Source organism: Rhodococcus sp. KBS0724 (assembly GCF_005938745.2).
Taxonomy (GTDB): domain Bacteria; phylum Actinomycetota; class Actinomycetes; order Mycobacteriales; family Mycobacteriaceae; genus Rhodococcus_F.
Map to the genome: position 1 here is coordinate 3,433,999 of NZ_VCBX02000001.1, position 19,533 is coordinate 3,453,531.

Below are 19,533 nucleotides of genomic sequence, written 5' to 3' on the forward strand. Positions count from 1 at the left end.
CACAGACGCCTTCTCGATAGTGTTCCGTCCGAAATGCAGCGACTCCACCCCCCTGAGTCGCCCGAGTCATCGCATTACGAGTGCCTCGCGCCGCCGGGTCTTCCGAACCGTCGCGGCGTCAATAGTAGTGTCGCCGACCACCCACCGCGCGTCCCGTCGACCCGAGCAACAACAAAATCAGTCCGATCACCAGTACCACGATCCCGATTGTCCACAGGATCGGAATTCCGAACACGAACCCAACGATCAGCAAGATGATTCCGAGAATGATCATGACTAGCTCCTATTGCAAGGGCGTCACAATACCCAGCGTGTTCGGCATACCCTCAGATAGGCGCCGCAAACGCTGATCACACAGCCAGATCAATTAGGTAGCAGCAGAGGAACCCTTCCCCTGTCGTCGTCCTTCGCAAGGGGATAGTCCGCACCCAATTGGATAGCCATAGAGGCGCGAGAATATGTGACCCGACACCGCAGTCTGCCGATTGTGTTTGCATTTCAGTAGTTTCGGGCAGGCGAACTGGAACAGTATTTCTGCGAGAAGAGGTCGATCAACGTGCGCGCAGTGACATGGCAAGGCAAGCCGAAGGTCAGCGTCGAAACAGTTCCCGACCCCACCATCGTCGAACCCACCGACGCAATCATCAAAGTCACCACCACCAACATCTGTGGATCCGACCTACATCTGTACGAGACCTTGGGAGCGTTCATGAACTCGGGGGACATCCTCGGTCACGAACCCATTGGGATCGTCGAAGAAATCGGTTCCGACATCACTGATCTCGAAGTCGGTGACCGTGTCGTCATCCCCTTCCAGATTTCGTGCGAGCTGTATCTGCGTATTTTTCTCAGTTCTTCACAACGTGCCGACATGCGCCTCGGTATGGCTACGGGATCGTCACGATGATGTTGTCGACCCCGGCACCGGCGGCGTATCGGCCGCGGCAGGTCGCTGTGCTCTCCGTACATCTCGGTGGCTTCGCAACGAGCGCCGTCCGAGCGCTGCTGCGGCGAAGAACAAGATCAGTGCACCGAGTCCTTCGAAGAAAGCCAGTTGCTGTAAGGCGGCGATCACTGGTCGGCTCGCGGTGGGGTTGCCGGGGTCTTCGATGTTCAGCACAGGCGCTAATACCGGTCCCACGATGAACCACGCTCCACCGAAAACGCCGAGCCACGCTCCAAGACTGGCTACAGCGCGATTGGCACTCAGCAAAAGCAGAACCCCGCCGGCGAAGGTCACGGCACCAGGTAGCACTTCCAGCCAGCCCCTGGCGGAGGTCCATACCCAGGCTTCATCCGGCTCGAAGGAGAACGAAAAGTATGGACCAACAAATGGAATCAACGCACCCCAGAGTCCTAGCAGAATAAGTGCAATCCCGGCGACTGCTCCGCGGCTACGCGGAACCCACATACGGCCAGGCACCGCTGCATAGGCTGGTGCGATGCGTTCCGACGGCACATCGCTCGTTGCCGTGGCTGCATCCTCCGATGTCGAATCTCGCTCATCGCGACTAGGCGCATTCCGACGAAACATTATGGCACTCCTTGCAACTCACGTACTGGTGTTCGCGAAGCGAATACCCCCGCGCCGGAATCTGGTTGGAGACACGACTGCGGATATGCAGCATCGACGGTCAGCACACCAAACCGAGCCGAACGCGATCAACTGCAATTGCCATACCCCGAACCGGTGCACGCAAACCGGGGTGTCCACGCTCCACTGCCGTGAGGAGTGATATCTACGCTTGTGTAACCATGCCGAGAGAAGCCTGCATCGACCTAGGGGCAAGTTCCGACCCTCAACGAATTTCGCGGGCACCGCATGCCGCCGAAAATGGGACAAACGCGCATCGTAATTAGGCTCTGGTTCAGTTCTTCATCGAGCAGCGAAGGAAGACTGTCGTTCAACGTACGGCCAGCGCTGAGCGACAACCTCGACATCGCGTTGATCGGCTTGGCCGCAGTCACATATCGCCCCATGAATTGGTCAATGTTGCCGATGCCTATGACTTCCGCGCGAATGTCGAAGACAACTTCTACGTAGTTGCCAGCACTCCTCACGACTTGCAGACGAACACGATTCCAGCAGGACGTGGGTGGTCCGCTTCTTCCACTCTGCCGTCGACGGGGCAGCGGACGACTTCTTACCGCCGCGAGACGTCCATGGCTCAGCGGCACATTCGACGTTGCGCTGGATATCCCGGAATCTCTCGCCCTGCAGATACCGATTTCTTGCAGCAGTATGGATAGACTCGCCACCACGCTCCGCTTGAACCGCACTCGGCACGAAAGTTCAGCTCGGAACAGGGCGGCCAAATGTCAAGAATGGGGTAAACCACCTCATGCCGTTGCTGATGGACGCACCTGCCGTTACCGCCAGGTCCGGGGAGATGTTGCACTGCAATCGCGTGTATGGCAACGCGGCCCAATCACCAGGATAACGTCCACTTCATGATCCATCGCGCCGCATTTAGGAGGGTGACATGATCGGCCATCGATCTCGAACGTCCGAGGAACACACCGCAACGCTGTACCTGGTAGTACACCTCGGTGGCGCGATGTTGGGCCTGCAACTCGCCAGATCTCTCGCAGATTCATACGGATCATGGGCCCAGGGCCGTTTGGACTCGCTACCAAGCGAATTGGAATACGAAATCGGGCAGTTGCTGGACTTGATCGAAGACACCCAGGAAATCTCACTACCGCGCTATCAGCAGATCGACGCGGGACTGAACCGACTGAGAAAACTCGTCCGCATCGACGCGCTGTGGCAACGCCGTCTCGTGCGACTGGCAGCCCTCGAAATCATGCGGATCGCATTGTGCGGCAAGAGCGCAATGTGGGAAGTGCTTCGCGATATACCCGCTGGCGAGACCGAAAAACAATATCTTGAACTTAATGCTCTGGTCTCGAAGCAGATCGAGACGGTGACGGCTCTGCACCACCGCGCCGCGGCAGAAGCTTTCAACCCATCTGAATGAGGGACGACGAAACACTGACATTGCCGGCACTGAACGAGTTGAGATCACAAAGTGGAGGACGAAGATGCCCGACCAATACGCGATGCAGGACCCCACCACGCGGTATCCCGCGCCCTCGCGGGAACATCAGCAGGAGATCCCACACCCTGGCCTCACGAACGAAATGAGCTCCATCCCAGACCACGGGGAACATACCTACCGGGGTAGCGGACGACTCCAAGGAAGGCGTGCGATCATCACCGGAGCGGATTCGGGCATCGGACGCGCAGTAGCGATCGCCTTCGCTCGCGAAGGCGCGGACATAGTTTTGAGCTACCTCGAGGCGGAAGAATCCGACGCACGGGAAACGGTCCGCTGGATCGAGGAGGCCGGCCGTAAGGCGATCACAATGCCCGGCGATCTACGTTCCGAGGAGCATTGTTCCGCTCTGATACGGACAGCGGTGCAGGAACTCGGCGGTCTGGACATTCTCGTGAACAATGCAGCGTTCCAGATGGTCCAGATGGGCGGTATCGCCGATATCACCACCGAGCAGTTCGATCGCGTGATGAAGACCAACCTCTACGCGCTTTTCTGGCTCTGCAAGAGCGCCGTCGCAGTGATGGAGCCCGGATCGACGATCGTGAACACGTCATCTATCCAGGGCGCCGACCCCTCGCCTGAACTGCTCGACTACGCAACCACCAAAGCTGGAATCATCGACTTCACGAAAGGGCTGGCTTCGGAAGTGGCACAGAAGGGAATCAGAGTGAATTCCGTTGCCCCCGGCCCGATCTGGACCCCATTGATTCCGGCAACAATGCCGAAGGAAAAGTTCGCGACCTTCGGAGAGAATGTGCCGCTCGGTAGAGCAGGGCAACCGGCCGAACTTGCGCCCACATACGTGTTCCTCGCATCGGGCGAATCAAGCTACACCACCGGAGAAATAGTGGGCGTGACCGGCGGAAGACCAATCACCTGAAGTGTTCATTTCGCTTTGAGTCGTCGAGCTTTCCGCTTCTTATGGGTACCGTCGCAGAAGGGTGGAATTCCCGTGCCACCGCATCGGCACAGCGCTACCGTTGCACGTTCACGTCGGAGCGCACGTCCGTCAGCGTCGAGCAGAGCTGCCGGACCCCGAACGAGAAGCGGCCCGTCGGGGCATACCGTAATCGTGACAGCACGGTCACCCTCAATATCGGAATCAGAGTTCACATGTCCTCCATACAGATTGATCGATTGCCGACAAAACAACTGCAACATGCACCCGCACTCCGATTCCGACGCCGCGCGGACCAGTGAGCGCGCTGTTGACATCGGTCTTGTCCGGCTCTGACGGTAACCCGAAGACCTTCACCACTGCAGCCCGGGGTTTAGCAAGCGAACATGATGATAGGTCGATTGTGTTCGACGACAACGCCCAACAGTCGCTGTCGATGCGATACGAACTGTATCGACAAGGACCTCAACGGAGTGTCGTACGCCTGGGAATGGCATGTTGATCTGCTCGCCGGATGCGCTGTGTTGGAGGCTCCCTGCTAGGCGGCGGTTTGCAAGATAGCCGCTTCCCAACACGGACGCACTCCACGTCTTGCCCACACCATGCGCGAACACGGATCGTCCGACCGGTACGTGCACTACCTCGATGTCGTTCCTGCAGTTACCCTCGCGGGCCTCAACGTGCTTTCGCTTTTCGGGCTTCGTCACTGTCTTCTCGGGGCGCCGGAAGCTGGTATCGAGGCGAGACGCCCACTGCGCAGTTCGGTAACTCCAAAGAAAAAGTTATCTGACCGCGCGGATCACGACGATCTCTTCGGTGCGTTGTCCACTGTCGATCAGTCCACGGGCCTCGAAAAGTGCTGCGCGCGCCGAAAGTATACGCCCGAATGGTATTTCGGCCCGATCAGCGATCTCAACGCCCAGTCCCCGTTCTTCCAACATGGTCTGGGTCTTCTCAACTCCGCTGAGCACGGACTGCGCGATCAACAGGACCCCAGACTGTGCGAGCATTGAAGGTGCTTGCGCACAGATTCGATCCAGGAGCATTCGACCATCCACACCCGCATCCCATGCCCGTTCGACGCCACGAGTAGGCAAGACGTCATCGAGCGCAGGTACATATGGTGGGTTCGAGACGATCACGTCGAAAAACTGGCCTCCGACGGGTTCGGTCAGATTTCCACGCATCATGCGAACCGAATGCCGTCCCAGACGTGCGTTGATCCAGGTGGTGGCCAATGCCCGACGAGAGATGTCGACAGCAGTGACATTGCCGGCACCCGCAGCGGCCGCGCACATACTCAATGCGCCCGTCCCGGTGCAGATGTCGAGCACATGCGAGTGGGGTCCGAGGTTCTCACGCGCCAATGCGCCGGCCAGCAGCCAGGTGTCCTCTTGCGGCGGGTAAACGCCGGGCAGTCGCACTAGCATCGGTTGCTCCTAGAAGGTTGAGTGTTCTGCGGTCAACGGCTGTTCAATCAGTGACTGGTAGACATCGGCGGCCCTTTCACACGTGCGGTGCATTTGAGACGAGCGGTGCGACCTGCGACGACGAGATCAAGAAGTACAGCAAGTATTGCACCCGTACGTGATATTATCTGTTTCCACGGATATAGATTAGCGTTTTGGTGCGACCCGAAAAGTCACCCTCTCGACAAGCCTGTCGAGACGACCCCAGGAGGCACGATGATCGACGAGCAAGCAGTTCCGCGAGACGGTTCACCCGATGACGTCGAGACCGTGACGCCCGATTCAGGGTCCGAGAATGCAGACGGTGACGTGCAGTCCGACCCATCCGGCGATCAAACGTGGTCCGATGAGGGTGGCGCCACCAAACAGGGCCCGGCAACCGAACTGAACGACGAGTAGAGTTCAACACCCTCCAACCTGCAGCAACGGGCGACCTTTCGTTTTCCTTGCACCGGATCGAAATACACAACCGCCAAGATGTGATCCGTTATCGCACAGAGGAGTTCACAGCCTCTCAGACAAGATCAAGTCTCTTACGAGAAACTTCGGGGAGAAGGGCGACCCCAAAGAGCAAGGCCGTCCAGATATCGAATGCCGCCGCCAATCGTGGGCGTTGCAGCGTCGAAAAGTCGGGTGGCCAAGCGTCACCCGACGAAGACTGGACCGTAAACGGTCCAACCGCGCGAAAGAACTTGACTTACATAATTATTCAAATCTACACAAGGAATAGTTGATCGATCTGTTGCGGCACCATTGACACTTCGGGGTGATATTCGGGGCCGCTTGACCAACATTTCTGAGAACGGAGAGTTCAGTGCCTGAGGAAGACAACAGCTTACCGATCGACGACGCGCACACCACTCGATCTCATGTAGGAGAAGGAATCGCGGACGGACGCAATTATCCCGGTTACATACTCATCGGACTTGCACTCGCCACGCTCGGATTAGCTTTGGTGGCTGCAGGTTACGGATTCAAGGGTTGGGCGCTGATCGCCGGGATAATCTGCGCGGTGTCACTGGCATGCGGGGTATCTGCTGTACTCCTCGAACGTCGACGCGTCAAACGACGCGAAGGCCTCGATCTCACAGACCAAGAGGGTCATTGATATTTCAACACCGCGCCAGCCGAAGTGGTGAGATCCGACCTCCCGTCGAAACCCAACACCCCTCGCGCTGTGGCCGGCATCGACGCCGCGCACCGGCACAGCGTTGCGACATAGAGCAATACGGCATTGGACGAGGTCAGTGTGTGAGCAGACGCCGACCGTCACGACGACCTGTGCGCAGGTGCGGCATCGCCGGATATCTGAAAGCATCCCATGCATGACTGCTGATCGAATCGAAGTTCAACGCGCCATCCGCGCCGACCCAGCATCGATTTTCGCGGTGCTCTGCGACCCCCAGGGACACGTCGCCATCGATGGCTCCGGAATGTTGATGGATGCAGACGGAGACGTCGTAACAGCTGCGGGTGACAGTTTTGTCGTCCACATGGATCGTGAGGCTCTCGGTGACCTGCCGATGGGCGAATACGACGTGACAGTGACAATCAAGACGTTGGTGCCTGAACGCGAAATCGCCTGGACCATTTTGGGAACAGTTCGACCGCCGATTGGGCACGTCTACGGTTATCGGATAGAACCCACTGACGGCGGATCCCTCGTGACCTCGTATTACGACTGGTCTGAGATCGCCCCGGCATGGCGTGAGGCCGGGATCTTTCCGGTCATCGCCGAGGGATCGTTGAAATCGACCCTCGGCATCCTCGCGCGCACCGTACGCCGAGGATATCCGCACTGATCACGTCATCGTGCCGCATACCGGCCGACAATCGCTTTCACAGCATGGAGATAGCTGTTCCCTCGTCAGCGTTTCCGACGGGTAGGCGAACCGGTGTACACATGTCCGGACTCGCACGGTTCGAAACTGATCCGTCAAATGACGAGTGTCCGCGTCATTCCTCGATATGCCCGCTCCGCAGCCCGTCCGTGGGAACTGACGGCGTTTTGTCGTTTTCGACTCCACGTGGGATCGAAGCCCTGTGCTCCCACTTAGTATCCCTTGCAGTGCCCTAGCGGCGGCATGCAGTCGGCGGTTCGTTGGGCACCGGCTCAAGAGCGAAGCGACCGATCAACAGCGCTATTTCTGACGCTTTGTCTTTTCATCAGTTGAATTCGGAGCCGACTCCGCCGCCTGCTCACGAGTGGCCATACCACCGCCCTCGCCCTTGTCTGTGGGGCCGGGATGTCCAGCCTTGGGGGATTTTTCGCTGCGATCCGTCTTCGCCATGTGATCTCCTCGGTCGAAATTGTCGTCGTACCTGTAGTTGACAGGACCCGCTACACCAATCTAGCTGCTTCGTCGCAAGCGCGACGGTAGCGGAAGTCGTCCTGTGGTCACGCGTTGGAGCTCGTTGTGTCATTTTTCGTGGCGCGGTGTGAGAGGGCGTAGAGAAGTATCCCGACCGCCAGTAGTGCTGCCGCGCGTACCCAAGTCGCCGCGCTCTGTTGCGTGAGCAATGCGATGCAGGTGAGAAGAGCAAGGATCGGGAAGATGGTCGGCGTTCGGAAGTGGCTGTGCTTCACCACATCACGACGCAAAACGAGTACGGCGATATTTGTGCTGATGAAGACGACGAGCAATAGCAACACCACCGTCTCAGCCAAGGCAGACAGCGAACCGGTCAGACACAAACCCATGGCGACGGCCGTGGTGGCGACAATTGCCAACCATGGAGTGCGGCGCTGCGGAAGCACTTTCGCGAACGATCGTGGAAGCAGCCCTTCGGATGCCATTCCGTAGGTAAGCCGACTGGCCATAATCATCGTCAGCAGCGCACCGTTGGCAACGGCGACGAGCGCTATCAGGCTGAACAGTCGAGGTGGAAAGCCGACATCAGCCGCTGACACTACCGCCAGCAACGGACCGGAAGATTCGGCGAGTTCATCGGCGGGCAGCACTACCGAAACGGAGAGTCCTATGAGCACGTAGACGACGCCCGCCGTCACCAAAGCTCCGAACAGCGCGCGCGGGTAGACCTTGTTCACGTTCTTCACCTCTTCGGCAACGTTCGCGGAGGTCTCGAAACCGACAAACGAGTAGTACGCAAGCAGCGCAGCAGCCAGCACCCCTAGTGCCGGAGAGCGGCTGTCGTCGAACTCGAGTAGGCGACTCAAGTTTCCGTCGCCGTGCCCCAACACTACGCACGCGAGGACGACGACCAGCACCAGACCGGTGACCTCGACGACTGTCATGACAACATTTGCGCGCATCGACTCCTTGATGCCTCGCGCGTTGAGAAGGCCCACCAGTAACAGGAACACGAGTGCGGCCGGGACAGTGGGCACGTCGACGAAGGCTTTGAGATAGTCCCCGGAGAAGGCAAGTGCAAGCCCGGCTGCGCTCGTAACGCCCGCCGCCAGCATCGAGAAGCCGACGAGAAACGAGACGAGCGGTTTCCGAAATGCTCGTTGCGCGAACACCGCGGCACCGCCTGCGCGTGGATATTTCGTCACCAGTTCGGCATACGACGTCGCCGTCAGCAACGCCATCACCAGGGCTACCAGGAGTGGTACCCACACCGCTCCCCCGACCTCGCCTGCGATGACGCCGACCAATGCGTAGATTCCGGCGCCGAGAACGTCGCCGAGTATGAAGACGAATAGAAGTGGCCCGGTTATGGCCCGGGCGAGAACGTTTCGCTGGCCGCTCTTGTCGGGCTGTTCGGTCTCGTCCACGTCCTTCGACTGTGAGGCGTGTCGTTTCTGCAAGGGTCTTCCTGTCTTCACTGTGGACGTGCCGCCATCCCAGGATCGGTCACTGACCCATCGATCATGGTTTCGACACGAGCTGGATTCTTGACGTTTCGATGTTTGTTCGATGACACGAGACGGCACGTTTGTTTCGGTTTTTCCAGTTTGTCGATGAACCACACGTGTAAGGGAGTCCTCACCGAGAGCAATGCCACGCGCCGCGGCGTTCAACAGTGCGTCGCTTGTGTGGCTAGGCCTCGGCGATCAACGGTGTAAGGCATCAAGTGTCGACAGAACAGGCTTGGGAATGAGTGGGCAGTCCCGTCCTCTGCCGATCGGAACTGCCCACTCACCGGCCGTTGCTCAGAGTCGACTCCATACTCGATGCGACTTGAGCAATGTGATCACCTGCTCGAGCACCGATGCGCTGTCCTCGCCGGTGACCACGCCGTCCGCAGCAGTGAGCTCTGCGGCTTCGAGAAGTGCCGTTGCGTCGCTCCATGCGCCGATGGCTTTGCCGTGCCTGAACATTTCCGTCAGGAGAATCTCCAGTCGCGGGTCCGCCGGCGCCCCCGCGAGAAGGAGAGCATCGAATTCGATCGATCGTGCAGTGTCGAATGTGCGTGAAATGGGGACAACGACTGAGTCCGAGACCAATTCACCGCCGTGGGGACCGATCACCAGTGGCACTATTGCGTCAGCGGCGAGAGCTGAAGTTACTGTTGTGATCGCGGCGAGATCGGAGTTCTCATCGGCCACGATGCCGATCACCCGGCCTACAACTGGCCACTGCGCGCCGATCTGGGACAGTGCAGGGCTAGGTGTAGGTGCGTCAGAAGGTGGCATCGACGGCTGCGGGGCCGACAGACCGAGTCCGGCCGCGACGGTGGCGCATAGGTCTGGATCGATGTTCGCGATCACGTGCAGGGCGCGTTCCTTGATCGTCTGTTCGTAGCACTTTCCCAGTTCGAAGGTATATGCCTGTGCCACATGGGTTTTCTCGGTGTCGCTGAGGCTGGCGTAGAACAGTTGCGCCTGTGAGAAGTGGTCGTCGAAAGTGGCCGGCGCGGCGCGGAGTTTCGTGACGGCCTCGAGCGCGATCGGAATTTCGACGAAGGCCCCGGACTCTGCCCCCGCGACGAACGGACAGCCGCCGTCGAGGGAGTTCGGTTTGTACGGGGCGGCACCGGAATGTACTGCACTCTGGTGCATTCCGTCACGCAACATGTCGTTGACCGGTGCGTGTGGACGGTTGATCGGGATCTGACCAAAATTGGGGCCACCCAATCTGCTGATCTGGGTGTCGAGGTAGGAAAACAGTCGGGCCTGCAGGAGGGGATCGTCGGTGACGTCGATACCGGGCACCAAGTGCCCGGGGTGGAATGCGATCTGTTCGGTTTCGGCGAAGAAGTTGGTTGGGTTCGCATTGAGAGTCATCACCCCGATCGGCTGGACCGGAGCCAGTTCCTCGGGGACGAATTTGGTGGGATCGAGAAGGTCGATGCCTTCGAACATCTGCTCTGGTGTGTCGGGGAAGATCTGAATGCCCAGTTCCCATTCCGGATAGGCGCCCGCTTCGATTGCGTCAGCGAGATCCCGGCGATGGAAATCCGGATCGAACCCGTTGATCAGTTGCGCTTCTTCCCACACCACCGAGTGCACGCCCAGGCGTGGCTTCCAGTGGAACTTCACCAACGACGTTTCACCTTCGTCGTTGAGAAGTCGGAAGGTGTGAACACCAAATCCTTCCATCATTCGATACGACCGGGGGATGCCGCGATCTGACATGTTCCACAGGGTGTGCGCGGTGGCTTCGGTGTGGAGCGAGACAAAATCCCAGAACGTGTCGTGTGCGCTCTGCGCTTGCGGGATCTCGCGGTCGGGATGAGGCTTCGCGGCATGGATGATGTCGGGGAATTTGATGCCGTCTTGGATGAAGAAGACCGGGATGTTGTTGCCGACGAGGTCGAAAGTTCCTTCAGCTGTGTAGAACTTGGTAGCGAAGCCTCGAGTATCTCGGACTGCATCCGCTGAACCGCGTGAGCCGAGCACCGTGGAGAAGCGGACGAATACGGGGGTTTCGACTCCTCTGCGGAGGAAGCCTGCTTTGGTGACCTTCTCGGCGGCACCAAAGGCACGGAACACCCCGTGTGCACCGGCACCGCGTGCGTGAACGACGCGTTCGGGGATCCGTTCGTGATCGAAATGGGTGATCTTTTCCCGCAAGTGATGGTCTTGGAGCAGCGTCGGGCCACGCTCACCGGCTTTGAGGGAGTGATCGGTGTCGTAGAGGCGGGCCCCTTGCGCGGAGGTCAGATATTCACCCTGCTGTCCACGCACGGATTCAGGGCCCTCGACGACTGCCGCTGTTGCAGTGCGCAGTTGTGGGGAGCGTTGGTCGGCCTTCGGGGGCAACGGATTGCGAGGCTTGTCCGGTTCCTCCAGTGGCGGACTCGCCGGACCGGGTACCCCGGGGATCTGGGCCTTCTTTACGGGCTTCTTCTTGGACACTACGACTCCTCGATTTCCTGTCAGAAAGTTGACTTCACGCCAGAAGATGGTGGGAAGTGTGTGCTGAACTTCGATGTAGCGGAAAGGTATTACGGCACCGAACAGGTAAGTTGTGCCGGCCAGGCCTATCGCCAATCCGCCAGGCGATGCCCGTGTAATCGTCCGTCCCCTGAGGATTCGTTTCGTGCATGCGATTTCGAATCGACGCCCACGGGCTGAAGAGCGCAGGTTGTCGGCGAAAGTAGTTCCGTCCTGCCGGGCCCCATCTCGGCCTGTGCTCGGCCGGCCAGGGTGCGGTCACCGAGAATGGTCCCTGCCGTACCGTCAACCGACTCGAGCATCTGTTGGTACGTGAGCCGACATGGTGCGTCGGTGTCGAATGCGCGTACCACCACGCGGCCCAGAAGTGTGAGTGGATACCGGATTGCCGTGTACTGCAAGCGCAATACGTCCCATGGCAGGGAAACCCACTTGCCCATTAGTCATCCTCACTCGCCGGCATGGAACTGGATAGAGATTCAGGTGTGGCTGCCCTGGGAGTTCAACGAGGTCCTCATGCGCTTCGTTGAGCGCATCGAGTTCCGGTGAGCCCCCTGCGTGACGAGCCCGCGCTGCTGTCCGCTCGGTATCGAGCCTGTCGATTCAGGTGACATCTCCCATCGCAATCTTGGCGATGACTCGTCGAACATCAAGGCGATCGAAGAGTGAGTGCGGCGACGCGCAGTCGAGCTGCCAGCGCGTGTCGTGCTGCACTCGGCGGGTGTATTGCCGATCATCGTCATTGTCCAGCTCCCGAGGTGTTGGGGTGCCAGGAGAAATTCTCCCGACGTCGTGCTCTGCGTCTGACGGCATTGATCTGATTTTTGCCCATCGGCATGTTCATCTCTCGCTACCTAAAATCTATACCATCTGATATAGATAATCGGCAACAGCGCTAACGGGTTGCTGTGCATTAAAGACATCGCAGTTACCTGCCCCCGCTAGCAGGAGGAGGTAACTATCGCAGTGAAGGGAGCAACAATGCAGGACTCGAATGAAAACATTCATTCGCCGGACAGCGATGCCTTCGAGCGAATCGTGGGGGCACTGAATTATCCGATGTTCGTCGTGACCACTCATGTGGGAGACCAGCGGGCGGGGTGCCTCGTAGGTTTCGCCTCGCAGATCAGTATTTCGCCTCCGCGTTTCCTCATCGGTCTGTCGAACAAGAACCGCACCTATCGACTCGCCGCCGCCTCCGAGCACTTGGCCGTTCACCTCATCCCCCGCAAAAACGACACGATCGCGGAGCTGTTCGGGGAGTCGACGGGCGACGATATCGACAAGTTCACGCGCTGCGAGTGGAGCCGCGGGCCTTTCGGGCTTCCAATTCTCGACGAAGCCGAGGCCTGGTTTGCCGGCCGCATCCTCGAACAGCTGGACATGGGTGACCATGTTGCTTTCCTGCTCGAACCCGAAACCGGTTACGCACCTGAAAAACTCGACGAGTACATAATGTTCGCCGACGTTCGAGCACTCGAACCCGGACACGACGCATGACGGTGCCTCGGTGGCGATCGTTATATTCCATAGACACCCAAGCCCGCACACTTCACGACTTCTACGCCGACGCCCCCGAAGGTGTTCGAGTGAACATGGTCTCGAGCCTCGACGGCGCCGCTGCATTCGACGGTCGAGTACGCCCAATCTCCAACACTGCTGATCATCAGTTACTGAAGTCCCTGCGCGCCTATTGTGATGTGCTCCTCGTCGGCGCCGGAACGATACGCGCGGAACGGTACGGACCTGTAACGCTCGATGCCGAACTCCGGCGATACCGCCGCGACGCGTGCGGGAAAGTGTCGTTACCGCCCGTTGCGGTTGTGACGCACAGCGGTGATCTTCCATGGAAATCGGCGCTGTTCACCGCGGAAGGGCCGCGCCCAATTGTCGTCACCAGCGCACAGGTGGCCGCCACATACGGTTCCGATGTGCGGTCCCGTGTCGACATCATGGTGGCCGGGGGCGACTACGTTGATCCGGTCGCGATGATCGCGGGCCTACACGATCGCGGGTTGATGCGAGTGCTCTGCGAAGGAGGTCCAGCCCTTCTCTCTACCCTTGTGGCGCACGATCTCGTGGACGACATGTGCTTTACCCTCTCCCCGACATTGGCGGGGCCCCAGCCAGTCTCCGGACCGATCGCTGCCCCGCCACTCGCAGTTCCCCAGGCGTTGCAGCTCCGGCACGTCTTGCTCGAAGCCGAATACTTGTACATGCGCTACCAGCGCCATCAGTCTGCTCGTTGACACTTCGAGATTCCGCGGGCGGCCTTTTGAGGTGCGCCGACACGATAGATCGACTCCCTTTTGTGTGCGGGCGGCTGGCAAGGATGTTCTCGGACATGGCGCGAGGCGCTACCACTTACGATCTAGTTGAAGTACCCAGGACGACTTTGGTGACCGTGTAGAAGATATGTTCCAAACTCGTATCCAAAACTGAGGGTTCATTATTCGGCTTGTCCGTGAGTTTTGGAGCAGTGCTGCCTCATGGGTGAACTTTGCGCTACGCGACATCTTCTCGAGGGGACACATTGGTGGTGTGGCGACTTGACCGGCTAGGTCGCTCACTTCACCACCTTCTGCAGACTGTAGAGGAACTCGTCGCTCGCAGGGTCGGATTCAAGTTGTTAACCCAAGCGATCGACACCACCATTTCAGGCGGCAAATTGATGTTTTCCCTCTGCGGCGCACTTGCGTTCGGATGAAGGTCAATCGATCAGAGAAGGTCGGGAAGCCAGGGTTCACGTCTGCGATGCCGGGTGGGATCGATCGGTTGCTCGATGCCTACGACGTCGAGGGTGCGGGATCTTGCGCTGTCGTGATCGGACGTAGCCCCATCCTGGGCAGACCGGCGGGGATGTTACTTCTCGATGCTGATTCGACGGTGACACTCTGTCACTCACAGCAGCCAAGGCTGCGGATATCGTGATCGCCGGTCGGTCGCCCGGAGTTCGTGTGGGGTGGGGATTGTGGATCGTGATCGCCGGTAGCGCCTCGCAGGAGCGGGGGCTACCGGCGTCATCTGAAAGTGTTTCCACTCCAGTGCGATTCCCAAGGGCTGCGGCTTAACCACACGAGAATCTCAGTTGCAACGTTTCGAGGTGCGCGGACCCATCCCGACAATTGCAACCTGTAAAGCTGCTACCCGGTTGGTAGGGCTGCAAACGTTTTCTCGTTGACGGGACCCTGAACTGGGGGTTCACCGACCCACGCAGTAAGCCGGACGTTCTGACCTAGGTCCCGTGAATAGGGTGCCGTAGTCCGAATCACTGACGGCCGGCCACTGCTTTACCGAGCCTCGATGCTTCCCCGTGGCCGTTTCGACTTTCACGATCACCCGCCCAACCTTCGCCGGTTCGAGGCCGGCAAGTGGTACTGCCCGTTGTGTTTCTCGACATCCGATTGATCCCTATCTGGGATAGGATCAGTGTCGGTTCTTCGTCAAGCCGCGGCATCGGACTGTCTTCACCAGCCATTGCAACACTGCAAAGGCCAGGTACGAACAGGTAGGACAGCTATGCCCCTCACAAAGAAGTACTCGCAGATCTATAACGACGCACTCATCGCCTTGGCCGCCGTCACTCAACGCCCCGCCAACATCGTCAACCTTGCCGGTGTTTACGCCATTCGCGTCGACCTCGAATACAACCGTTACCTCCTCGCCACCAACACCGCCAGAGGCCTCTCGGACGAACCCGACGCGAGCGGTTCGTGGACGGTGCGCATCTTTGACACTGATATCGAGTCGGTGCCAGACGCATTGCTCGCCGAAGCTACCGATTCCTGGCTCGTCGACGCGTTCGATACCGCCCTCACACAGCTCGAAAGCGGCGGAAACAAAATTGTCGCGGACGCAGACTTCGGCTATCTAGGGCGTACCACCACGCCAGCCGATGTCATCACACCAGCTCAGGCGCCGACGAAGCTGAGTCGCTCAATTGAGCAATCCTCGCCGCCAGAATCGAATTCTCCGCTTCCAGTGAGAGAATCGATCGGATTCCGACGAGGTTGACCCCGTCGTCGACCAATGCGGTGATGCGACCCAACGTCGACAGATCCACTTCACTGTATCGGCGGGTTCCACCGTCGGTACGCGAAGGCATCAGCAGTCCACGCCGCTCGTAGAGCCGCAACGTCTGCAGACCGACGCCGGTCAACTCCGACATCACCGAAATGCCGTATACCCCAGGCCGTTCGCGCGACTGAGATTCCGACACAACACACCACAGCCCGTCGAGGACACAACCGAACCCGCCCCCTCGACCTCAGACGATGTCGCCGCCGCTCAGCAGCAACTCCACTATCTGCAGTGGGCCCTGCCGGCACTGACCGGAGCCATCATCATCTTGGGAGCGCAACAAGGCGAGCAGCAACGCCCCACCCAGATCCTCGCCGGACTCGCTTCCACCCTCGCCAGTCGTACCCACCACTTAACCCCGCACCGATAACGAAAAGGAACATCTGTGATGTGCCAGTGCTGACGCAGGACGACAAGACACAGGTCGCTAACGCGAACATCCAGTACAGCACGCGGTCACATGCCGCTGCCTGTCGCCGCTCTGGGTTGAGTATCCGCAGGATAGACACGGCGCTCCAGGCAGGTTTATGACCCGCTCGACGACCGGGCGTGACGACTACGTACACGTCATCGACTTGTTCGCCCAGATCACCGCGCTCCCCGACGACGACCCCGAACGCAAACAGTTGCGCACGCAGATCATCGAGGCATGCCTGCCGGTTGCCGAGCACATCGCACGCCGCTACCGCGGACGCGGCCAGCCCCACGAGGACCTCGTCCAAGTAGCCAGCGTCGGACTGATCAACGCCGTCGACCGTTTCGACCTGGAGAAAGGGAAAGATTTTCTCTCTTTCGCCGTACCCACCATGACTGGCGAAGTGCGCAGACACTTCCGCGACCACGGCTGGGACATCCGTGTCCCCCGCTCACTCCAGGAGAGCTACCTTGCACTGAAGAAAGCGCGAACCTCACTCACACAGACTCTCGGACACGAGCCCACCGTGCCCGAACTCGCCGACTACCTCCATGTCGAACGCCGCGACATCGACCAGACCGTCGCCGCTGGCGACTCCTACTACTCGACACCCCTCGACGCCGCGACCTCAACCGACGGTATTCCACTTGGGGACACCCTCGGCGACGACGACGCAGCACTCGAAACAATCGACAACCACGAAACCCTCCGTCCAGCGCTCCTCGCCTTACCCGAACGTGAACGGGCCATCGTCCATTACCGATTTTTCGATGAACTGACCCAATCGGAAATCGCCGCGAAATTCGGACTCTCCCAAATGCACGTATCTCGTCTGCTCGCCCAGTCCCTGACCACTTTGCGAACCAAACTCGACGGCCGTCCTGCCTAACGGGGCGACTACGTCGACGCATCCGATGAATAGATATTCTCGAAAATGTTCTACAACAACACTTTCCAGCGCCAGTTCCCTGCAGTGGATGCTACTCGTTACCGACCACCGGCATCTCGCGGAAGGTGACCCTCCTCGCCAACTCGAGCACGGATACGTTCATTTCCTGTGAGAGTGTCCGAACCATCTGAAACGCCGCGATGGCGTCAACGTCGAAACGCTCCATGATCATGCCCTTGGCTTGGCCGATCAGATCACGTGAGGCCAGTGCACTGCGAAACTGTTCACCGCGGCGTGCACTCGAAAGCGCAATGGCCGCATGCGTGGCCAGATTGATCGCCTGCTCCTCCGTTTCGGCGTCGAACCCGCCGGCAGTGTCCGAGAACAGGTTCAGCGCGCCGAGTTCCTGGCCATCGGTATAAAGCTGGATCGACAACACGGATCGAATCGGAGTCTGCTCCCGCACCGCTGTCATGAACGCGGGCCACCGCGGGTCCGACACCACATCGACGATTCGGACCGTCTGATGAAACCAGATCGCATCGAAACACGGTCCCTCACCCTGCTCGTGCTGCAGTACATCGAACCGTGTCGGAACTGTACCGGTGGCTGCTACGGACTCGAAATGCTCCGGACGGTGCCCGGGACGAAGGCGGCGCACCAACGTTATCCCCGCATGATCGACACCATGAAGCAGCTTGGCCGCGGCCTCGGTGACCTCCTCGAGCACCTCCGACGGAGTCTTCACCCCACCGGTATGCGTTCCGTGCACCGTTCGTGCCAGCTGAGAAATCCGCTCGTAAACATCCAGGACCGACTCCTTCGATGTCTCCACTGTCATTCTTCCTTCCACCCGCAGTGTCACCAAAAACAGGGTCGGAGCGCCGACTACCGACCGGGATCGAAGACTACTCGAATTCCCTTTCCACGCCGCCATCTGGGCCACGGGGCACCCGGCACAAGGCGAGTCCGTCACATGAGACGGTGGGCGAAACCAAAAAGGCCCCTTTTCAGATCCCAGCGGCTTCAGGAAAAGGTGCGGTTGGTGTCTCGATTGACAGTCGCTCGATCTGGCATGCGAACTCGCCGTTACTTTGTCGAAGACGGGACGTCAGCCATGCCACCTTCAAAATTTGTTTTCGTAATATACTGTCGGACAACATCATTTGCGCTCGAGCGATGCCAAGATCTTCCTGGCGCAGTCCGGCGCGGAAATACCATTGCGCTCCGCCTCAGCTTGTTCGGCTTGCCTGGTGAAATGGCGGTCGTCCACGAGGTCGCTCGACATCAGCCAGGCGATGTCCTACCGAATCACTCAAACCCTCACCCGTACAATCAAATGAAAATCCGGAACCTCTGTCCCTGAGTGACAGGTTTGGCGACGTCGGCACCGACTTCGCCCCGAGCCAGAACTCCGGCCTTCAGACTTGGGCCGCGCTCCTGAGGAGTGCCCCTAGGCGCCGGGCAGGTCGCGTTCGAGATGCCAGTATCGCAGGATCAGCACGTTCATCGCGGCGAGAGTGATTCCGAGAAGGAGTCGGTGGGCGATGAGCCGAAGATCCGGAAGTCGGCGCGGCGAAGATCCGTTCAGCATGCGTTGATCATGAAAATTCAAACGACATTGCCGATCGGTTCCGCCTGCTGGCCGTGCCACCGGCACTGCGGCGCGCTCCCTCGCCCAAACTCTTTCTCTGTTCCCGACGCTACTGCTCACCAGTTCGATCGCATTGCTGACCGGAGCGATCTACCAACGATGGCGCACCGCCCATCGCTGGAACTGGCCGGCAAACCGTTGACCGAGCCGCTGTTCAGTCCTGGACCGCACCGCATTCTCCGTGCTCAGAATGAGCCAACCTGCAAACGACACAATTGCGCTTGCGGTGCGGAATGCTCTGAGATGTCCGGGAGCGCACGTACCGCATCGCGCGACCAATTCTATGCGGATCGTCCATTTGATGAGTTAATGCACTGCGACAGAGTCTAATTGGAGAAATACCCACACCGTCGTACGCAGCGGCAGGCGTCCACGCTTAGTAGCCCAGATCAGACCACGCTTGATCGCTGAATTCCGCACCTCACTTGTTCCCGCAGCAGTCGATCCCATCGCCTCGGCGACCTTCGCAGACCGCGGGTGGTCCTCACCGAGAGTGGACATCGCCGCCAAATATTTCCGCTCCCTCGGGGTTTGCCCGATCCCACCGCAACGGGAAGAACCCGTCGTCGAGGTGCCGTCGGCCGACCTCGACAGCGCCGAGTGCATCCGCGAGCTCGAACGGCGTGCCTGGTGCAATGTTCCAGATCGCTTTGCCGTACTCCTGCAGGAAATACGGATAGCCGCCACTCGTTTCGACGAGCACGTCCAACGCTTCTGGAGTGAAATCACCGCCGTGCGCCTGGACAGGAAATACGGATAGCC

The 19,533-nt window shown here is 59.2% G+C and carries 25 protein-coding genes and 2 pseudogenes; 12 read left to right on the forward strand and 15 right to left on the reverse strand.

Annotation, left to right across the window (positions count from 1 at the left end):
• Positions 1-118 precede the first annotated feature (118 nt).
• Positions 119-274 carry a DUF6131 family protein gene (locus FFI94_RS33680; RefSeq protein ID WP_185993218.1) on the reverse strand — a complete coding sequence of 52 codons (156 nt, stop codon included), beginning with the start codon at positions 272-274 and terminating at the stop codon, positions 119-121.
• A gap of 282 nt (positions 275-556) precedes the next feature.
• Between FFI94_RS33680 and FFI94_RS15710 the strand changes: the two are divergent.
• Positions 557-826 (forward strand): annotated as a pseudogene (locus FFI94_RS15710) (alcohol dehydrogenase catalytic domain-containing protein); the annotation flags it as partial.
• A gap of 72 nt (positions 827-898) precedes the next feature.
• Here FFI94_RS15710 and FFI94_RS15715 read toward each other — a convergent pair.
• Entirely contained in the window at positions 899-1,534 is a 636-nt protein-coding gene (locus tag FFI94_RS15715; RefSeq protein ID WP_185993219.1) for a hypothetical protein, read from the reverse strand.
• 949 nt (positions 1,535-2,483) lie between these two features.
• Here FFI94_RS15715 and FFI94_RS15720 point away from each other — a divergent pair.
• Positions 2,484-2,981 (forward strand): hypothetical protein, encoded by a 498-nt coding sequence (locus tag FFI94_RS15720; RefSeq protein WP_138868681.1) that lies wholly within the window; start codon positions 2,484-2,486, stop codon positions 2,979-2,981.
• A gap of 64 nt (positions 2,982-3,045) precedes the next feature.
• A complete protein-coding gene (locus FFI94_RS15725) occupies positions 3,046-3,942 on the forward strand; it encodes an SDR family oxidoreductase (RefSeq protein ID WP_138868682.1) in 897 nt (298 codons plus the stop codon).
• Between the two features lie 5 nt (positions 3,943-3,947).
• On the opposite strand, the gene FFI94_RS15730 is transcribed toward FFI94_RS15725, so the two are convergent.
• Positions 3,948-4,190, reverse strand: a complete 243-nt coding sequence (locus FFI94_RS15730; RefSeq protein ID WP_397495564.1) for a CDGSH iron-sulfur domain-containing protein — start codon at positions 4,188-4,190, stop codon at positions 3,948-3,950.
• A gap of 552 nt (positions 4,191-4,742) precedes the next feature.
• A complete protein-coding gene (locus tag FFI94_RS15740) occupies positions 4,743-5,390 on the reverse strand; it encodes a HemK2/MTQ2 family protein methyltransferase (RefSeq protein WP_138868683.1) in 648 nt (215 codons plus the stop codon).
• 255 nt (positions 5,391-5,645) lie between these two features.
• Here FFI94_RS15740 and FFI94_RS15745 point away from each other — a divergent pair, with 255 nt between their 5' ends.
• The 3 genes from FFI94_RS15745 to FFI94_RS15760 all read left to right on the forward strand — a co-directional run bounded on the left by FFI94_RS15745 (position 5,646) and on the right by FFI94_RS15760 (position 7,231).
• Positions 5,646-5,828, forward strand: coding sequence for a hypothetical protein (locus FFI94_RS15745; protein ID WP_138868684.1), 183 nt, complete (start codon positions 5,646-5,648; stop codon positions 5,826-5,828).
• Between the two features lie 415 nt (positions 5,829-6,243).
• Complete coding sequence (locus tag FFI94_RS15755; RefSeq protein WP_260684145.1) at positions 6,244-6,537, forward strand: hypothetical protein; 294 nt, start codon at positions 6,244-6,246, stop codon at positions 6,535-6,537.
• Positions 6,538-6,754: 217 nt separating this feature from the next.
• Positions 6,755-7,231: an SRPBCC family protein gene (locus FFI94_RS15760; protein WP_138868686.1), complete on the forward strand. Its 477-nt coding sequence runs from the start codon at positions 6,755-6,757 to the stop codon at positions 7,229-7,231.
• Between the two features lie 339 nt (positions 7,232-7,570).
• On the opposite strand, the gene FFI94_RS33685 is transcribed toward FFI94_RS15760, so the two are convergent.
• From FFI94_RS33685 to FFI94_RS15780, 5 genes are all read right to left on the reverse strand, one after another.
• Positions 7,571-7,720: a hypothetical protein gene (locus FFI94_RS33685; protein WP_185993220.1), complete on the reverse strand. Its 150-nt coding sequence runs from the start codon at positions 7,718-7,720 to the stop codon at positions 7,571-7,573.
• Between the two features lie 107 nt (positions 7,721-7,827).
• The gene (locus tag FFI94_RS15765; protein WP_260684146.1) at positions 7,828-9,168 is read right to left on the reverse strand and encodes an APC family permease; all 1,341 of its coding nucleotides are present in this window, start codon (positions 9,166-9,168) and stop codon (positions 7,828-7,830) included.
• 378 nt (positions 9,169-9,546) lie between these two features.
• Entirely contained in the window at positions 9,547-11,694 is a 2,148-nt protein-coding gene (locus FFI94_RS15770) for a catalase (RefSeq protein ID WP_260684147.1), read from the reverse strand.
• Positions 11,695-11,819: 125 nt separating this feature from the next.
• Positions 11,820-12,173, reverse strand: coding sequence for a hypothetical protein (locus FFI94_RS15775; RefSeq protein ID WP_138868688.1), 354 nt, complete (start codon positions 12,171-12,173; stop codon positions 11,820-11,822).
• 163 nt (positions 12,174-12,336) lie between these two features.
• Positions 12,337-12,546, reverse strand: coding sequence for a hypothetical protein (locus tag FFI94_RS15780; RefSeq protein WP_138868689.1), 210 nt, complete (start codon positions 12,544-12,546; stop codon positions 12,337-12,339).
• A 168-nt stretch (positions 12,547-12,714) separates the two neighbouring features.
• Between FFI94_RS15780 and FFI94_RS15785 the strand changes: the two genes are divergently transcribed.
• From FFI94_RS15785 to FFI94_RS15805, 5 genes and pseudogenes are all read left to right on the forward strand, one after another.
• Entirely contained in the window at positions 12,715-13,233 is a 519-nt protein-coding gene (locus FFI94_RS15785) for a flavin reductase family protein (RefSeq protein WP_138868690.1), read from the forward strand.
• Positions 13,230-13,982, forward strand: coding sequence for a pyrimidine reductase family protein (locus FFI94_RS15790; RefSeq protein ID WP_138868691.1), 753 nt, complete (start codon positions 13,230-13,232; stop codon positions 13,980-13,982). Before FFI94_RS15785 ends, FFI94_RS15790 begins: the two co-directional genes overlap by 4 nt.
• A 251-nt stretch (positions 13,983-14,233) precedes the next feature.
• Positions 14,234-14,428, forward strand: a pseudogene (locus FFI94_RS15795) (recombinase family protein); the annotation flags it as partial.
• An 8-nt stretch (positions 14,429-14,436) separates the two neighbouring features.
• On the forward strand, positions 14,437-14,664 hold the full coding sequence (locus tag FFI94_RS15800; RefSeq protein ID WP_138868692.1) for a hypothetical protein: 228 nt from the start codon (positions 14,437-14,439) through the stop codon (positions 14,662-14,664).
• Between the two features lie 588 nt (positions 14,665-15,252).
• On the forward strand, positions 15,253-15,747 hold the full coding sequence (locus FFI94_RS15805; protein WP_260684148.1) for a hypothetical protein: 495 nt from the start codon (positions 15,253-15,255) through the stop codon (positions 15,745-15,747).
• On the opposite strand, the gene FFI94_RS15810 is transcribed toward FFI94_RS15805, so the two are convergent.
• Both FFI94_RS15810 and FFI94_RS33690 read right to left on the reverse strand, forming a co-directional pair.
• Positions 15,635-15,901 carry a MerR family transcriptional regulator gene (locus FFI94_RS15810; protein WP_138873213.1) on the reverse strand — a complete coding sequence of 89 codons (267 nt, stop codon included), beginning with the start codon at positions 15,899-15,901 and terminating at the stop codon, positions 15,635-15,637. The genes FFI94_RS15805 and FFI94_RS15810 overlap by 113 nt on opposite strands.
• Before the next feature lie 99 nt (positions 15,902-16,000).
• Positions 16,001-16,162 carry a hypothetical protein gene (locus FFI94_RS33690; RefSeq protein WP_185993221.1) on the reverse strand — a complete coding sequence of 54 codons (162 nt, stop codon included), beginning with the start codon at positions 16,160-16,162 and terminating at the stop codon, positions 16,001-16,003.
• 178 nt (positions 16,163-16,340) lie between these two features.
• Here FFI94_RS33690 and FFI94_RS15820 point away from each other — a divergent pair, with 178 nt between their 5' ends.
• Positions 16,341-17,117 carry a SigB/SigF/SigG family RNA polymerase sigma factor gene (locus FFI94_RS15820; protein ID WP_138868693.1) on the forward strand — a complete coding sequence of 259 codons (777 nt, stop codon included), beginning with the start codon at positions 16,341-16,343 and terminating at the stop codon, positions 17,115-17,117.
• A gap of 91 nt (positions 17,118-17,208) precedes the next feature.
• Here FFI94_RS15820 and FFI94_RS15825 read toward each other — a convergent pair whose 3' ends face one another.
• The 4 genes from FFI94_RS15825 to FFI94_RS34230 all read right to left on the reverse strand — a co-directional run bounded on the left by FFI94_RS15825 (position 17,209) and on the right by FFI94_RS34230 (position 19,474).
• Positions 17,209-17,952 carry a GAF and ANTAR domain-containing protein gene (locus FFI94_RS15825; RefSeq protein ID WP_260684149.1) on the reverse strand — a complete coding sequence of 248 codons (744 nt, stop codon included), beginning with the start codon at positions 17,950-17,952 and terminating at the stop codon, positions 17,209-17,211.
• Between the two features lie 327 nt (positions 17,953-18,279).
• Entirely contained in the window at positions 18,280-18,405 is a 126-nt protein-coding gene (locus tag FFI94_RS34225) for a hypothetical protein (protein WP_260684150.1), read from the reverse strand.
• 165 nt (positions 18,406-18,570) lie between these two features.
• Complete coding sequence (locus FFI94_RS33695; RefSeq protein WP_185993222.1) at positions 18,571-18,711, reverse strand: hypothetical protein; 141 nt, start codon at positions 18,709-18,711, stop codon at positions 18,571-18,573.
• Positions 18,712-19,255: 544 nt separating this feature from the next.
• The gene (locus FFI94_RS34230; RefSeq protein WP_260684151.1) at positions 19,256-19,474 is read right to left on the reverse strand and encodes a hypothetical protein; all 219 of its coding nucleotides are present in this window, start codon (positions 19,472-19,474) and stop codon (positions 19,256-19,258) included.
• Between the last annotated feature and the right edge of the window lie 59 nt (positions 19,475-19,533).

Coding starts and splice junctions, on each gene's coding strand:
- FFI94_RS15775 (WP_138868688.1), bottom strand. CDS start 12,173: ATGGGCAAGTGGGTTTCCCTGCCATGGGACGTATTGCGCTTGCAGTAC.
- FFI94_RS15820 (WP_138868693.1), top strand. CDS start 16,341: ATGACCCGCTCGACGACCGGGCGTGACGACTACGTACACGTCATCGAC.
- FFI94_RS33680 (WP_185993218.1), bottom strand. CDS start 274: ATGATCATTCTCGGAATCATCTTGCTGATCGTTGGGTTCGTGTTCGGA.
- FFI94_RS15785 (WP_138868690.1), top strand. CDS start 12,715: ATGCAGGACTCGAATGAAAACATTCATTCGCCGGACAGCGATGCCTTC.
- FFI94_RS33695 (WP_185993222.1), bottom strand. CDS start 18,711: ATGCTGAACGGATCTTCGCCGCGCCGACTTCCGGATCTTCGGCTCATC.
- FFI94_RS15800 (WP_138868692.1), top strand. CDS start 14,437: ATGAAGGTCAATCGATCAGAGAAGGTCGGGAAGCCAGGGTTCACGTCT.
- FFI94_RS33685 (WP_185993220.1), bottom strand. CDS start 7,720: ATGGCGAAGACGGATCGCAGCGAAAAATCCCCCAAGGCTGGACATCCC.
- FFI94_RS15760 (WP_138868686.1), top strand. CDS start 6,755: ATGACTGCTGATCGAATCGAAGTTCAACGCGCCATCCGCGCCGACCCA.
- FFI94_RS34225 (WP_260684150.1), bottom strand. CDS start 18,405: ATGTCGAGCGACCTCGTGGACGACCGCCATTTCACCAGGCAAGCCGAA.
- FFI94_RS15780 (WP_138868689.1), bottom strand. CDS start 12,546: ATGCCGTCAGACGCAGAGCACGACGTCGGGAGAATTTCTCCTGGCACC.
- FFI94_RS15720 (WP_138868681.1), top strand. CDS start 2,484: ATGATCGGCCATCGATCTCGAACGTCCGAGGAACACACCGCAACGCTG.
- FFI94_RS15715 (WP_185993219.1), bottom strand. CDS start 1,534: ATGTTTCGTCGGAATGCGCCTAGTCGCGATGAGCGAGATTCGACATCG.
- FFI94_RS15740 (WP_138868683.1), bottom strand. CDS start 5,390: ATGCTAGTGCGACTGCCCGGCGTTTACCCGCCGCAAGAGGACACCTGG.
- FFI94_RS15725 (WP_138868682.1), top strand. CDS start 3,046: ATGCCCGACCAATACGCGATGCAGGACCCCACCACGCGGTATCCCGCG.
- FFI94_RS15745 (WP_138868684.1), top strand. CDS start 5,646: ATGATCGACGAGCAAGCAGTTCCGCGAGACGGTTCACCCGATGACGTC.
- FFI94_RS15810 (WP_138873213.1), bottom strand. CDS start 15,901: ATGTCGGAGTTGACCGGCGTCGGTCTGCAGACGTTGCGGCTCTACGAG.
- FFI94_RS15790 (WP_138868691.1), top strand. CDS start 13,230: ATGACGGTGCCTCGGTGGCGATCGTTATATTCCATAGACACCCAAGCC.
- FFI94_RS15805 (WP_260684148.1), top strand. CDS start 15,253: ATGCCCCTCACAAAGAAGTACTCGCAGATCTATAACGACGCACTCATC.